We start from the raw sequence: 14,782 nt of genomic DNA, 5'->3' as shown, positions 1-14,782 counted from the left end.
CCTGTGCAGGGCTAGCGGGCGTGCGCCTCGCCGTTCTCCTCTTCCTCCTCCATGATGAGCGCCTCGTGGCGGCGCAGCAATTCCTCAAAGCGGATATCCGCGCCAAGGATACCCTGAATCTCCATATTCTCGTCATCCACAGGGGTGGCGACGGTGAGGCACAGCTTGCCCGTGAAGTGCGACTTGTAGAAGTCCGTCACGTGCAGTTTGCCGGTGCGCATGGGCACGGTGAACCATTCGCGGTCGGAGAAGTCGGTGGTGTAGTCGAACAGCGTGTACTTGGGCCGGTCCTCGGCGTTGCACACGGCGCTGTTGATAATATGGCCGGTGGTGTCGATGAGGTACAGATACTGGATGAACGGGTACTCCGCGAGGAAGTCGTCCATGCAGCGCTCCACCGCGGACGTCTCCATACCCCGGATGTCGCACTGGCTGGACAGGCGCTCGATGACCTTGGCGGCCAGCGTGTGGGCCACGGTCTTGAGGTGGTCGAACTCCGAGGGGAACAGTTCGGGCATGAAGCGCTTGACCAGCGCCTTCATCTCCTTGTTGGAGAAGTGCGTGGTGCGGCCCTTTTCGTAGGCGCGGGCGATATGCCCGGCAATCTTGCCCACGGTGGGGTGACGCTTGTCGATGCGCTCGGAGCCTTTGAGCTCCAGATGCTGGTTGATCCAGTACGCCACGCCCGCCTTGCCGGTCTTGTCCGTGATGATGATGGGGATGGGCCGGGCGAGAATCTTTTCCGTGTCGAAAATGTTGTAGATTTCCTCGTTTTTGATGAGGCCGTCCACATGGATGCCCGCGCTGGTGGCGTTGAAGTCGCGCCCCACGAAGGGGTAGTTGGGCGGAATGCGGTAATCCAGCTCGCGCACGAAGTAGTCCGCAATCTCGGAGATTACCTCCGTGACGGCGGCGTCGTCCTCGCCCGTGAGGGAGATGTACTCAAAGATCAGCGCCTCCAGCGGCGCATTGCCCGTGCGCTCGCCAAAGCCAAGGAGCGTGCCGTTGGCCCCGGAGCAGCCATACAGCCACGCCGTGGACGCATTAACGAGCACCTTGTGGAAGTCGTTGTGCCCGTGCCACTCCAGCCACTCGCCGGGCACGCCAGCCTGGTCGGTAAAGGCGCGCACAATCTTGGCCACGGAGCGCGGCAGCGCCGCGCCGGGGTACGGCACGCCAAAGCCAAGGGTGTCGCACAGGCGAATCTTCACAGGCAGGCCGCTCTGGCGGGCGAGTTCCATCAGGCGGATGGCAAAGGGCACACAAAAGCCGTCAATATCCGCGCGGGTGATGTCCTCAAAGTGGCAACGCGGCACAATGCCCCACTCAAGGGCCTTTTCCACGATGGCCAAATAGTCGTCCATGGCCTGCTGGCGGTCTTTTTTGAGCTTCAGATAGATGTGGTAGTCGGACACGGAGGTAAGCATGCCCGTCTCGCGCAGCCCCATTTCCTTGACGAGGCGCAGGTCGTCCGGATTGGCGCGGATCCACCCCGTCACTTCCGGAAAGGCGTAGTCCCGGGCAAGGCAGGTCTCGACGGCACGCCGGTCCTTGGCGGAGTAGAGAAAGAATTCGCTCTGGCGGATGAGGCCGGAATGCCCGCCCAGCTTGTGCAGATAGTCGTAGATGGTGGCAATCTGCTTGACGGTGTAGGGCGGTCTGGCCTGTTGTCCGTCGCGGAAGGTGGTATCCGTTATGAACATTGGCTCTGCGGGACGCGGAACCAGAAAGCTGTCGTCAAAGTTGACGCGGCCGACTTTGGTGTAGGGGAAATTCTGCCGAAAGAGCTCCGGCTCGTCAGGGTTCTGCAACGCGTACGTTGGAGGACGGTTGAAGTGCAGAAAAGGCATTGGGTACGGCTCCTTTGTACTGGAATATATTGCGCATGGCAGAAGATTCCTGCCCTATCGTAGCGGAACGGTACCAAAAAGTCGGAGAAGTGCAAATGCCGGATATGGCCTCACCGGCGGCAGGCGTGTGGCCCTGCGTTGATGCTTGCGCACGCAGGGCCGGCCACATCAGGAGCGTTTGGCGCAGATGCGTCCGCGTTCCTGATGCAGCAAGGGATGATCGGCGTTGATGCGTTCGGCCTCGGTGAGGGCGCGCATGGCGTCCTCGCGCCAGCCGCCTTCGCGCAGGCTGCGCGCGGCCAGCAGATACAACAGCTCCGGCTCGTCGCCGTACACGCTTTCCAGCAGGCGGGCGTAGCCGCTGCCGAAAACCTCGCGCACCAGTTCCTCCCGCGCCAGCAGAAAGCGGGCAAGAAGTTCATTATCCCGGTGCAGGGCCAGATAGTCGATAAGCAGGCGGCGGCAATTGAAGAGGATAAAACGGATGCGGCCTATCTCGCGCTCGATGCTTTCGTTGGTCTGATCGAGAACGCGCATAAGCTCCTGCGAAATAAGGCGGGCGTCGTCGGAGAGCTGGCGGCGCTGGAGCTCGCGGAACCACGGGGCGTAGTTCTGCTGCTGGTAGGCATCTTCCTTGAGCTTGATGGTGTCGTGGAAGATGTAGCCGATGCTCCAGTCGAGGAATTGGCCGTTGAGGCCGTTTTCCGAGGCGTTCTTTTTGAAAAGCAGGTGCGCGGTGTCCTTGAGCCGCCACAGGAGGCCCTTGTTCATTTCCTGCCCCAAGAGGTTGCGGATCATGGAGAAATCCACATGTCCGGTCTTGTCGTAGTGCCGGAACTCCTTCTCAAGCTCACGATGAACAAGGCAGAAATCGCGCACGACATCGCGCACGAACTCCGGCCTTTTGGTACGTATCCACGTTTTCGACATTCCTGCTCTGTTCTCCTTTGTCCCCCTCGGACATCACCTTCTAGCATACGTCCCGGAACAAGCAAACCTTTCGCGGGGCAAGGTGTTCACGGCGCATGCCGGGGGCTGCGGGGCAACACAGGAGAGGCACAGAATCAGGCGTCCGGCGGGGGCGGGGAGCCGCTCTCCTCCCTCCGCGCACCCTCAAGGCGTGAGGACCAATGCAGCCCGGCGAACACCATGCCCACCGTGCCGAAAATGCACACCACGGCCAGCACATAGGGGATGATGCCGCGCCCGTCGTACTCCGCAATAAGCGCCACGCACAGGCTAAAGACGAACACTGCAGGGCTGTAGGGCGCAAGGGCCCACACCTGCCGGGCCCGCTGGCGCAGCCCCGCCCCAAGAGCCGACGGCGTCTCCCCCCGGCCACGCTGGCGCGCAACGCGCACCGGCACGCTCACCATGGCCCATCCGGCCACCATGGCCACAACAGTCAGTCCCCCTGCCCCTCCGGCGATAACGGCTTCGGCAAACGACACGGCCCTGCCCCCTTGGCTTCCGGTTTCCCGCGCGGTACTGGTGCGCGCAGATTTCCACTCTCTCAGAGTAAAAGAGGCGGGGGCGTATGTCGAGGTGAATTGCCCGGGACGCGGGGACGGCCCGGCTGGGGCGCAGCGCATACAAATCCACCTGCCCCCTTTCCCTTTGGGCCATTCAATTGTATTGCATGCTCAGCCGCGCTCGCGCGGCAATCATGAACCGGAGGCAGCTTCATACGTGGGACGAACACTCATCATAGCGGAAAAACCATCCGTGGCTCGGGAAATAGCCAAGGTCCTCGGCGTGCGCGGTGCGCGGCAGGACGGCTATATCGCCAACGAGCAGTACGCGGTCACCTGGGCGGTAGGCCACTTGGTCAACATCGCCGAGCCAGAAAAGCAGGACGAAAAATGGGCCGGACGCTGGAACATGAACCAGCTGCCCATGATTCCCCGGCGCTTCAAGCTGGCCGTGCTCCCCAAGTCCGCCAAGCAGTTCCACATCGTGAAGTCGCTTCTGGACGCGCCGGACGTGACCGAAGTCCTCAACGCCACTGACGCCGGGCGCGAGGGCGAGCTGATTTTCCGCCGCATCTACGTCATGGCCGGATGCGACAAGCCCATCCGCCGCCTGTGGGCCAGCGACATGACCGAACAGGGCCTCAAAAAAGCCCTCGCCAGCACCGTAAAGGGCGAAAAGAAGCGCAACCTCGGCCTTGCGGCCTTTGCCCGCGCCGAGGCGGACTGGCTCATCGGCATGAACTACTCGCGCCTGTTCACCCTCAAGGACAAAAACCTCATCACCGTAGGCCGCGTGCAGACGCCCGTCCTCAAACTGCTGGTGGACCGCCGCCGCGAGATTGAGCACTTCGTCCCCAAGGACTACTGGACCGTAGAGGCCACCATGTCCCGCGAGGACGAAGCCTTCTCCGCCGTGTGGCACAAGCCGCCGGAGTACAAGGAAACGCGCATCGATGCGGAAGCGGACGCCGCCGCCATCGTGGAGAAGTGCCTTGGCAAGGACGGCGTGGTGGACGGCACCAAAAGCCAACAGCGCCAGCAAAAGCCCCCGCTGCCCTTTGACCTGACCACCCTCCAGCGCGAGGCGAACTCCCGCTACGGCCTGTCCGCCAAGGACACCCTCGCCATCGCGCAGGCGCTGTACGAGCAAAAAAAGCTGCTCACCTATCCGCGTACGGACTCCCGCTACCTGACCAAGGAACTGTTCAAGGAAGCGCTCTCGCACCTGCGGGCCACCTACCACCTGTTCCCGGACATTTCCGCTGACGCCGCAACACGCATCAAGGAAGCCAAATCCAGCTTTGCCTGCGTCAACGACAAGAAGGTCTCGGACCACCACGCCATCATCCCCACGGCGCGCAAGGCCGTGCGCGAGTCCCTGTCCGACAACGAATGGAATATCTACGAGATGGTCTGCCGCCGCTTTATCGCGGCCTTCCTGCCGCCGGTGAAGTTTGCGGCCACCACGCTGTGGGTGACGGTGGAGGACGAGCGCTTCAAAGCCACGGGCAAGGTCTTTAAGGACCGCGGCTGGCTGGCCGCCGAACCATGGCGCGCGGCCAAGGACAATCCCCTGCCCAAACTGCGCAAGGGCTCCAAGGTGGCCGTGGACGACCTGCACAGCAAGGCGCACCAGACCAAACCGCCGTCCCACTTTACGGACGCCACCCTGCTTGGCGCCATGGAAACGGCGGGCAAGCTGGTGGACGACGAGGAACTGCGCGAGGCCATGAAGGAACGCGGCCTTGGCACGCCTGCCACCCGCGCCCAAATTATCGAGACCCTGCTCTCGCGCAAGTACATCGCCAAAGACAAGAAAAAGCTCATCGCCACGGATGCCGGGTGCCACGCCGTTGACGTCATCACCGCCCACCTGCCCGACGTCACCTCGCCGGAACTCACAGGCGAATGGGAAAAGAAGCTCGGCGACATTGAACGCGGCGATTTTTCCTACAGCCAGTTCATGCAGGCCGTGCGGCAGAACGTGCACCATAATGTGACGGTCATCCGAAACCACCGCGCCTTTGACAAGGACGGCTTCCCCCTGCCGCCGCCCTCAATGGCTCCGGCCGGCGCGCCCAAGAAGCCCGCCCAGCCCCGGCCTAAGCCCCGCCCCCGCGTGGACCGCGACGGCTTTCCGCTGGACGCCCCGGCTCCTCAGAGCGCCACCGCGCCGCAGCAGGAGCAGGCCCCAGCAGCCGCCCCAGCGCCGCAGGTGGACGCCGACGGCTTCCCCATTGGCGGCCCGGCCAAAACCCCGCCCAAGCACGCGGGGGAATCCGTAGGGGCCTGCCCCCTGTGCGGCAAAAACGTTCTGGAACAGCCGGACGTGTACGAGTGCGAAAACGCCGCGCAAAGCGGCGGCACCTGCGCGTTCAGCATCCGCCGCCGCGCCTTTGGCGGGGAAATTCTGCCCAACCAGATGCGCGACCTGCTGGCCAAGGGCCGCACCTTTAAACGCGGGCGCTTTGTCTCCAAAAAGGGCAAGCGCTTCAACGCCAACCTCAAGCTAAGCGGCACCCGCGTAGAACTCACTTTCGAGGACTAACACCCGCCACGCAAAAGCCCCCGGCATCGCACGATGCCGGGGGCTTTTCTTGTCAAAACGGGCGAACTCCTTACAGCAGGCGCATCTGCTGCTGGGCGTTGCCGTAGGCGCGGATATAGGCGTCCACGTCAAACTTGCGGCGGCAGCCGCGCTCGTTCATGTAGCGCACGGTGCCAAGGACCTCGCGCTCGCGCCAGCCCCGGTCGTGCACGCCGCCGATGGACCACATCACCCCCACGTAGCCGTTGGGGTCGCGGCCATCAAGCTGGTAGCGGTCGTTGAGGTATATGGCCGTCTCCAGCGCCTCCTCGGGCGTCCGCGACCATTCCAGAATCTTCTTGGCCCAGAACATCCGCATGTAGTTGTGCATAAAGCCCGTGCGCACCATTTGCAGCTGGGCCGCATTCCACAGGGCGCTGTGGGTCTGCGCCCGCTCAAAGGCCTCACGCGTGTACAGGTGCGGGCGCGCGTCATCGCGGTGGGCATCCAGCGTACGCCGCGCCCAGTCCGGCGCGTCGTCCAAGCTGTCGTAACGCTCGTTGTGCAGGCAAAAGTTATCCGTGAGCTCCCGGCGCACCACCAGCTGTTCCAAAAACGCGGTCACGCCCTCGCCGCGCCCGCACGCGCTGGCCGCAAGGGCCACCCGCTGCGGCGACACCTGCCCAAAGTGCAAATACGGCGACAGCATGGACACGCCATCCACCGTGGGGTCGCTGCTCGTCTCATGGTAGCGGCGGATGCGGCTCTGCAGAAAATCCTCCATGCGCCGCAAGCCCGCTTCCGCGCCCGGTGGCAGGTCCACGGCCGGGACGGCGGCGTCGGCCTGCACCCAGCTTCGCAGGGCGTCCACGTCTGAAGCGTCTGCATCCGGGGCATCCATTCCAAAGTCCGCGCCGGAGGCGCGCGGCGGCGTCAGCTCCGGGAACGGCTCCAAAAATTCATCCAGCATGCGGTGGATTTTGGGGCGGATGGTGCGGGCGGCGTACTCCTGCTTGTCCGAAACATGGCGGCAGGGAACAATATTGTGGGCGTCCACCTCATCCACCGTGCAGGCCACGGCGCGCGCCACATCCGCCAGCCACTGCTGCTTGAGGCGCAGCGGGTCAAAGTCCGTCACCAGCCGCGCGGAGCGGACTTCCGCCAGATACCCCGGCAAGGTCTCGGGCGCGGCCCCGCGCAGGACGGTGAAGGGAATGCCCACCTGCCTCAGGCGCTGGGCCGTCTCCGCCAGCCCGCGCAACATAAAGTCATATTGCCGGCGCGTGGCGCCAAGAAAGGTCCGCGACAGGCAAAACACCACCACAAGGGGCACGCCCGCATCATCGGCGCAGTCCCGTGCGTGCAGCAGCGCCCAATTCTCGTCCGCGCGCTGGTCGCGGCTCATCCAGTACACAACAGGCCCGGTTCCGCCCGCGCCATCACGGACGCGGCGGACACGGGCCGGATGAACGGTATGCATCGTGTCTCCTCAATCGGTTTTGGAAGGCGGCGCGTCCTGCGCCTCGGGCAAAACGCACATGCCGCCACTGCCGGAAAAGGCGTGCGGGGCGTCACAGACAGCGCATCCCGTGCGTCCGGCAATGGTGCGGAGCATGCCCTTGAACAGCCAGCCGTGCACCGGATACAGGCTGTACCAATAGGCAATGCCCACAAGGCCGCGCGGCAGAAAGCGCGCCACCTGCGCAAGCTCCGTCCCACCGTCCTCGGTGGGCGTCAGGGAAAATTGCAAAATCGCCTCGCCCGGGAGCTTCATCTCCGCCAGCAGTTGCAAGCGGCTGTTTTCCTCCACGGCAGTGACGCGCCAAAAATCCAGCGCGTCGCCGGGGCGCAGGTCGTCCGGGTCGCGGCGGCCACGCCGCAGGCCCACGCCGCCAATAAGCCGGTCCACAAGGCCGCGCAGCATCCACAGCGGCTCGGCGTAATACCACCCATGCACGCCGCCAATGCCCCGGATGGTCTTCCACACGCGCTCCGGCGGGCAGGCCAGCAACACCTTGTGGTTGGACTCCAACACCGTGCCCCCGGCATAGGGCGCATCGCCGCAGGCCAGCCATTCCGGCGGAAGCAACTCCCCGGCGTCGGCCCAGCAGGTTTCCACCTCGTGCTGACGCACGCGGTCGAGGGCGCGGCGGATAGCCTGCCGCACGGTGAGGGTTTGGCGGGGGATGACCTCCGCTATGCGCGACTCGTGGCACACCACCTCGTTGCGCAGGCCCTCGGCAAGGGGGCGCGCCAAGGCGGCAGGCACGGGCGTCACAAGGTGTATCCACCACGACGAGAGCTTGGGGGTAAACACGGGCACCGGAATGACCAGCCGCCGACGCAGTCCGGCCTCCTCGGCGTAGATGCGGAAAATCTGCTCGTAGTCCAGCACGTCTGGGCCGCCGATGTCGTAGGTCTGCCCCGCCGTCTGCGGCGCATCAAGGCAGCCCTGCAAATAGCCCAGCACATCGGTAATGGCGATGGGCTGGCACAGGGTGCGCACCCAGCGCGGAGTGACCATCACCGGCAACCGGTCCACAAGGTAACGCATGATTTCAAAGGACGCGCTGCCCGAGCCAAGAATCATGGCCGCGCGCAGGAAGGTGACCGGCACCGGCCCCTCGGCCAGCACCCGCGCCGTCTCCATGCGCGAGCGCAAATGGTGGGACAGGTCCGGGTCATCCTCGTCCCCCAGCCCGCCAAGGTAAATAATGCGCGATACGCCCTGCTCCGCCGCGGCTTCGGCCATGTGGCGGGCGGCATCGCGGTCCGCGCTGGCAAAATCCTTCTGCCCCGGCACCATGGAGTGGACAAGGTAATACGCAACCTCAACGCCCTGCAGCGCCGCCGAGAGGGATGCGCGGTCGTGCACATCCGCTCCGGCGACTTCAAGATTCGGGTGACCGCCCCATGGCCGCCCCCGCAGCTTCACTGCGGAGCGCGCCACGGCGCGCACGGCGTACCCGGCCTCCAGCAGGCGCGGCACAAGCCGTCCGCCCACATAGCCGGTGGCGCCGATAACGGCCACCCGTGTTCTTTGCGTTGCGGCATCAGGCATGGAACAACAGCTTCAGTTCCTTGGGATGCGGGTTCAGGTACACCTGCTGACGCAGGTAATCGTTGTCGTACTTGCGCACGTAGTGGTTCACCAGCGTCAGCGGCGAAATCCACGGCACAAGGCCCTTGCGGTACGATTCGACAAGGTCCAAAAGCTCCTGCTTTTCGTCCGAGGTCAAATCGTCCTTAAAGTGCCCAAGGATGTGGGTGAGCACGTTGACGTGGTTCTTCACCGTGGCCTTTTTGGCCATGGCGCGGCTGAGCAGGTCCCAGTAGGTGGCGGCAAGCTCGTCCGGGTCCATATCTTTGCCTCCGGCCACCAGCTTGCCCATCTCGCGGTACACGCTTTGGTTGTGCGAGAGGATGAGCATCTTGTGCCGGGTGTGGAAGTCCACCAACGCGCCCATGGAGAAGCCCGCCTTCATCAGGTTGCGCCACCGCCACGTGACGAACAGGCGCTTGATGAAGTTTTCGCGCAGGCCCATGTCGTTCAAGCGGCCGTCTTCCTCAAAGGGCAGCATGGGGAAGTGGTCCATAAACATGCGGGCCCACATGCCCACACCGGTATACAGCGGCTGGCCGTTGTCCTGAAACACCTTCACGCGCTCCATGCCGCTGGACGGCGAGCGCGACCTGAAGATGTAGCCGCACAGGTCTTCACTCTCCAACTGACGCAGGCGGGTCTTGCCCCACGTCTGCATTTTCTCCGTCCAGTCCGTCCCGGACTCGCGCCCCACAAGGCGCGGACTGTCCACGTCCCCCACAAGGCGCACAGCCTCGCGCGGGATGGGCATACCGCACTCCACCTCCGGGCACACGGGGACAAACTCCACAAACTGCCCAAGGACATCGCGGATATATTTGTCCAACTTGTGCGTGCCGTCATAACGGACCTCGTCACCAAGCAGGCACCGGGCAATGCCAAGACGGATGGGCTGTGTGTCGTGGCCGGCTTCGGCCATGTCGTGGGATTTCAGGTTCTCCTCCACGTGAATAACTCCTTACAAGCTAGCATTGTACTCCCAGTAGGCGCAGGGTATAGTGGCAGGATACACCCTTCCCGTTGAGCTGAAAAGGAGAGTGCATGGGTAAGCATCTCATTCTGGCCGGTGGCGGCCACGCGCATGTGGCAGTCATTGACGGCCTTCAGGACTTCATCGACCGCGGCCATTCGGTCACCCTCGTCAGCCCCGCCCCGCGCCACCACTACTCCGGCATGGGGCCGGGGATGCTGGGCGGCGCCTACACGCCAGACGACATCAGCTTTCCCGTTGAGGAGATGGCCACCGCCAAGGGCGCGGCCTTTGTGCAGGATTCCATAGAGCACATCGACAGCGCAGAGCGCGCCGTCACCCTCGCCTCGGGCACAGTACTGCGCTACGACGTCCTTTCCCTCAATATCGGCAGCGGCGTGCCCACCCTCGGCGCCACCACCCCCGGCCCGGAAGACGGCGTCTACCCCGTCAAACCCATCGACAACCTGCTCATGGCGCGCGAGCGCATGCTGGCCCTGCTGCAGGAGCGCGAGCCCAACGTCCTTGTGGTCGGCGGCGGCCCCGCCGCCCTTGAGATTGCGGGCAACACCTGGGGCGCAGCCCGCCGCATGCGCGACGAGCACGGCGGACGCATGCCCCGCATCCGCATTCTGGCGGGGAAGCACTTTCTTTCCCGCGCGCATCCCGGCGTGGCCCGCCGCGCGCGAAAAAGCCTCACCCGGCGCGACATTTCCATCATCGAGCACGGCTACGCCACATCCATCGCCCCCGGCTCCGTCACGCTGGACAACGGCGAAGTCTTTAGCGGCGACATTATCTTTCTGGCCCTTGGCGTGCGCCCGCCGGAGCTTATTGCGGCCTCGGGCCTGCCGACCGGTCCGGACGGCGGCCTGTCCGTGAACCGGCATCTGCAAAGCATCGGCGCGCCGCGCATCTTTGGCGGCGGCGACTGCATCCACTTTAAGGACCAGCCGCTGGACAAGGTGGGCGTCTACGCCGTGCGCCAGCATGCCGTCCTGCCCGGCAACCTGCTTGCGGCGCTGGAGGGCCGCCCACTCACACCCTTCAACCCCGGCGGACAGTATCTGCTGGTGTACAACCTTGGCGACGGTACAGGCATCTTCCACAAGGGTCCTCTTGTATTCGGCGGCGCGCCCGCATGGTGGATTAAGGACTTCATCGACAGACGATTTATGGAAAAGTTTCGGACATAGGGCCAACGTGCCGTCTGGCCCCGAACCCGCCGCAGCAGCACGGGTTTTCCCATGGCAACGGGAGAAAATCGGCGCAAAAATGCACGCGCCGCGCACTTTGGGCGCAAGTCTTCTCTTGACAAGGACACAGGGAATGTATTCCTTCATTCACAGCCGGAACGCTTTTGAGAAAGCAATCCCATCCCGGCCCTTCAGGTGCTCCATGAGACCCTCCCTGTCCGCCGCCTTCGGCCTCGTTCTCCTTCTCGCGATGACATCCTCCGCCTTTGCGTTCCCAAACGCACCGCTGGTTCTTGCCTATCGTGTTACGGAGCCGGGGGCCGACGTCCGTATGCAGGACTGCCTTGTGGAACCCTCCAAAGAAGGCTGGCGTCTGACGATACATTCGCAGGGCGCCTCCCGGGCCATTGTCGCCACGGCCACTATGGAGACCATAGTTGAGGAGTATCGCGCCCCGCAGAGCGATACCCGCCTCATCCTCCGCAAGACCGACAGCGTGCTGGAACTAACCGGCCACAAAGGACAAAGCGCCGTGCAGAAAGGCTACCGGGCCACCGCGCCCTGGGTTGCCTCCCCTCTGCAACTGTGCGCCGCTGTCCTCGCCGGCACGGACGAAATCCGGTTCTGTACCGCAAACGCGCGGCAGGACACCTTCTGGCACGTCACCCTCCACCGCGAGGGGACGGAAGACATCAGCATCTGCGGCAAACGCGTCAGCGCGGTGCGCTACGAATACACCGCCACCGACTTCCTCGGAAAAAGCAGGAAGTCCACCTACTGGTACCGGGCAGACGACGGACTGCTTCTTGCCATGCAAGACCAGCCAAACGCCAACGCGGCCCCCACAAAACGAGTGGAACTCGTCCGGGAAACACCGCTTGAAGGCGTCCGTACCGTTGCCCACCTGCGCGGCCCCACGCCACCGGCGTGAGCGCCAGCAGCAGCCGCCTTCGCCCGCTCCATGCGTGGCCAGCACCCGAAGTCCGACCTTGCTTCATCCGGTCGGCTCGGCCCAGACGCACCCCACGGCGCGACCTTGGTCCGACTGAAGAAATTTCCGCGGGACTGGTCAAAATCAATAAAGCATGGCACATAATGACGGGTCGAAGATACGTAAACGTTTACGAGGAAACGTGTTTCATGAGTGATGACCACAGCATTTTTGGCCTGAAACCCGCCAAGAAACAGCCGACCAAGGACAAAAGCGCCGACGCACCGCAGGCAGACTCCGGGAAGAAAGAGGCTTCAAAGCCCGTTGAGTCCAATGGTGCAGCCCCAAAAGCGGCAGAAGGCGCAAAGGACAAACCCGCCCGCCCCCGCCGCCCGCGCAGGCGCCGCTCCGCGCGCAAACCCCGCACGGACGCGCCCCAGGACGCCGCGCAAAACGACGCGCCCAAGTCCGCTTCCGACTCCGCCCCAAAGTCCGCACTCGAGTCCGCACAAAGCGCGCCCAAGCAGGCAGAAGCTCCCGAGGCTTCCCCCAAAGCAAGCGCAGACGCCAGCCCGGACAAACCCGCGTCCAAGCCGCGCCCCAAACGTCGGCGCAGCTCCTCCAGACGCTCCAAAGCCTCCAAACCCTCCGCACGCGAGAACGCGCCCCAGGCTTCCGCACCCAAAGCTCCGGCCACACCCAGCGCCGAGCAGGAACCTGCGGCCTCTCCCGCAGCAGAGAAGGATACGACCATAGCTTCATCCTCAGAACGACCCAAAGCGCCCAAGGCCGACGAGCGCCCCAGCGCCCCCACTCACGCCGAAGACGCCCCCACAGAGCGCCCCGCACCAGCCAAGGAGCAGGAAGCGCCCAAGCAGGAAGCCCCTGCACCAGCCGCAAAGCCCAAGCGTGGGCCCGCCCAAAGCGTTGCCGAAGTGCCCGAGGATGAAACACTGCCCGAAATTACCCTGAGCGATCTGCCCCAGCATCTGCAGGATGCCTGCGCCCGCGCCGGATGGGACAAGCTCATGCCCGTACAGGCCAAGGCCATCCCCTACCTGCTCGCCAACCGCGACCTGATGATTCAGTCGCGCACCGGCAGCGGCAAGACAGGCAGCTTCGGCCTGCCCATTCTCGACCGCGTCGAAGTTGGCCGCAACGAATGCCAGGCCCTTGTCCTCGTTCCCACGCGAGAGCTCGCCCAGCAGGTCGCCCGCGAAATCGAAGTGCTCGCGGAAGGCACCGGTCTGCGCACCGTCGCCGTCTTTGGCGGCACCAGCTACAAGGCCCAGCTCGACGCCTTCCGCGAAGGCGCGCACGTTGTCGTCGGCACTCCGGGCCGCGTGCTCGACCATCTGCTGCGCGGCTCCCTCAGCCTCAAAGGCATCGACACCCTCGTCTTCGACGAAGCCGACCGTATGCTGTCCATTGGCTTCTACCCAGACATGAAGCAGGTGCAGACCTATCTGCCCCGCCGCGACATCAGCATGCTCATGACCTCCGCCACCTACCCCCCGCACGTTCTGCGGCTGGCCGGCGAGTTCATGGACAAGCCACAGATTCTGTCCCTCTCCAGCGCGCAGGTGCACGTGGCCGAGACGCCCCACGTCTACTTCGAGTGCCCCGCCATGCAGAAGGACCGCGCCCTCGTGCGCATCATCGAGCTGGAAAATCCGGCCACGGGCTTCATCTTCTGTAATACCAAACAGCACGTGCATTATCTGACCACCGTGCTCAAGCGCTTCGGCTACGACGCCGACGAACTCTCCGGCGACCTGACGCAGGCCAAACGCGAACAAGTGCTCGAACGCCTGCGCAAACGCGAACTGCGCTTCCTCATCACCACCGACGTCGCCGCACGCGGTATCGACATCCCCGACATCTCGCACGTCTTCATGTACGAGCCGCCCGAGGATCACGAGGTCTACATCCACCGCGCCGGACGCACCGGACGCGCCGGAGCCTCCGGTGAGGTCATCTCCCTTGTGGACGTCATGGAACGCCTCTCCCTTGAGCGCATCGCCAAGACCTATTCCATCACCCTCGAAAAGCGCGACCTGCCCTCCGACGACGACCTCGCCGCCGAAGTCGGCAACCGCGTCACCGCCCTGCTGGAAGCACGCTTCCGCGATATCGACGCCGTCACCCGCGAGCGCCTGCAACGCTTCGTGCCCCTCGTTCGCTCCCTCAGCGAGCACGAGGACATCGTCCAGCTCGTCGCCATGCTGCTCGACGAGACCTACCAAAAGACCCTGCACGATACCCCGCAGCCGCCCACGGAAGCCGACGCCCCTGCCCCCAAGGACGACGCCCCCCGCAGCGAACGCAAGCGCCCCAGCAGAGCCACCAGCAGCAGAAACCGGGGCCGGAAAAAGCCCGCAGAAGCGCGCTCCGACAGCCCGCGCCCAAAACAGGACGCACCAAAACAGGACGCGCAGCAGGCCGGCGACACCAGCGACAAGCCCAAACGCAAACGCCGCCCCCGCCGCCGCAGAAAAAAGAAACCCGCCACCAACAATAACGGCGGTCAGGATTAAAACGCATACAAGCCGCCAGCCCCACAAGGGCTGGCGGCTTTTTTTGGGAGAAATTTTTTGCTCCGCAGGCTCAAGGTCTTAGGTCGTTCGGCCTGAAAGGACGAAGGGCCTTAGAGAGAAAGAGAGCCTCCGGCGGCTCAAGGGTGTGACACCCTTGAGAATCCCCAGGATTTTCGGGGCGGAAGCCGCCCGAAAA

10 protein-coding genes are annotated in these 14,782 nt (G+C 64.1%); 4 read left to right on the top strand and 6 right to left on the bottom strand.

What is annotated here, in order from left to right; all coding sequences use genetic code 11:
• Positions 1-11: 11 nt before the first annotated feature.
• The 3 genes from ACYQ2T_RS09780 to ACYQ2T_RS09770 form a co-directional block, all read right to left on the bottom strand.
• A complete protein-coding gene (locus ACYQ2T_RS09780) occupies positions 12-1,850 on the bottom strand; it encodes a triose-phosphate isomerase (RefSeq protein ID WP_459900245.1) in 1,839 nt (612 codons plus the stop codon).
• 168 nt (positions 1,851-2,018) lie between these two features.
• Entirely contained in the window at positions 2,019-2,780 is a 762-nt protein-coding gene (locus ACYQ2T_RS09775; RefSeq protein WP_459900244.1) for a hypothetical protein, read from the bottom strand.
• A gap of 134 nt (positions 2,781-2,914) precedes the next feature.
• Complete coding sequence (locus ACYQ2T_RS09770) at positions 2,915-3,301, bottom strand: hypothetical protein (protein WP_459900243.1); 387 nt, start codon at positions 3,299-3,301, stop codon at positions 2,915-2,917.
• Positions 3,302-3,539: 238 nt separating this feature from the next.
• Between ACYQ2T_RS09770 and ACYQ2T_RS09765 the strand changes: the two genes are divergently transcribed.
• Positions 3,540-5,870, top strand: coding sequence for a type IA DNA topoisomerase (locus tag ACYQ2T_RS09765; protein ID WP_459900242.1), 2,331 nt, complete (start codon positions 3,540-3,542; stop codon positions 5,868-5,870).
• Positions 5,871-5,940: 70 nt separating this feature from the next.
• On the opposite strand, the gene ACYQ2T_RS09760 is transcribed toward ACYQ2T_RS09765, so the two are convergent.
• Genes ACYQ2T_RS09760 through ACYQ2T_RS09750 form a run of 3 tightly spaced genes read right to left on the bottom strand, consistent with a single transcriptional unit; the run spans position 5,941 to position 9,871 of the window.
• Positions 5,941-7,329, bottom strand: a complete 1,389-nt coding sequence (locus ACYQ2T_RS09760) for a deoxyribodipyrimidine photo-lyase (protein WP_459900241.1) — start codon at positions 7,327-7,329, stop codon at positions 5,941-5,943.
• Between the two features lie 9 nt (positions 7,330-7,338).
• Entirely contained in the window at positions 7,339-8,910 is a 1,572-nt protein-coding gene (locus ACYQ2T_RS09755) for an SDR family oxidoreductase (protein WP_459900239.1), read from the bottom strand.
• The gene (locus ACYQ2T_RS09750) at positions 8,903-9,871 is read right to left on the bottom strand and encodes a YbgA family protein (RefSeq protein WP_459901612.1); all 969 of its coding nucleotides are present in this window, start codon (positions 9,869-9,871) and stop codon (positions 8,903-8,905) included. The genes ACYQ2T_RS09755 and ACYQ2T_RS09750 overlap by 8 nt, the downstream gene beginning before the upstream one ends.
• 122 nt (positions 9,872-9,993) lie before the next feature.
• Between ACYQ2T_RS09750 and ACYQ2T_RS09745 the strand changes: the two genes are divergently transcribed.
• The 3 genes from ACYQ2T_RS09745 (at position 9,994) to ACYQ2T_RS09735 (ending at position 14,586) form a co-directional block, all read left to right on the top strand.
• Positions 9,994-11,118 carry an NAD(P)/FAD-dependent oxidoreductase gene (locus tag ACYQ2T_RS09745; RefSeq protein ID WP_459900237.1) on the top strand — a complete coding sequence of 375 codons (1,125 nt, stop codon included), beginning with the start codon at positions 9,994-9,996 and terminating at the stop codon, positions 11,116-11,118.
• Positions 11,119-11,320: 202 nt separating this feature from the next.
• On the top strand, positions 11,321-12,049 hold the full coding sequence (locus ACYQ2T_RS09740; RefSeq protein WP_459900235.1) for a hypothetical protein: 729 nt from the start codon (positions 11,321-11,323) through the stop codon (positions 12,047-12,049).
• Between the two features lie 209 nt (positions 12,050-12,258).
• Positions 12,259-14,586, top strand: coding sequence for a DEAD/DEAH box helicase (locus tag ACYQ2T_RS09735; protein ID WP_459900234.1), 2,328 nt, complete (start codon positions 12,259-12,261; stop codon positions 14,584-14,586).
• Positions 14,587-14,782 lie beyond the last annotated feature (196 nt).

This window comes from Desulfobaculum senezii (genome assembly GCF_054657395.1).
This window is presented reverse-complemented; position numbering and strand designations above follow the sequence as displayed.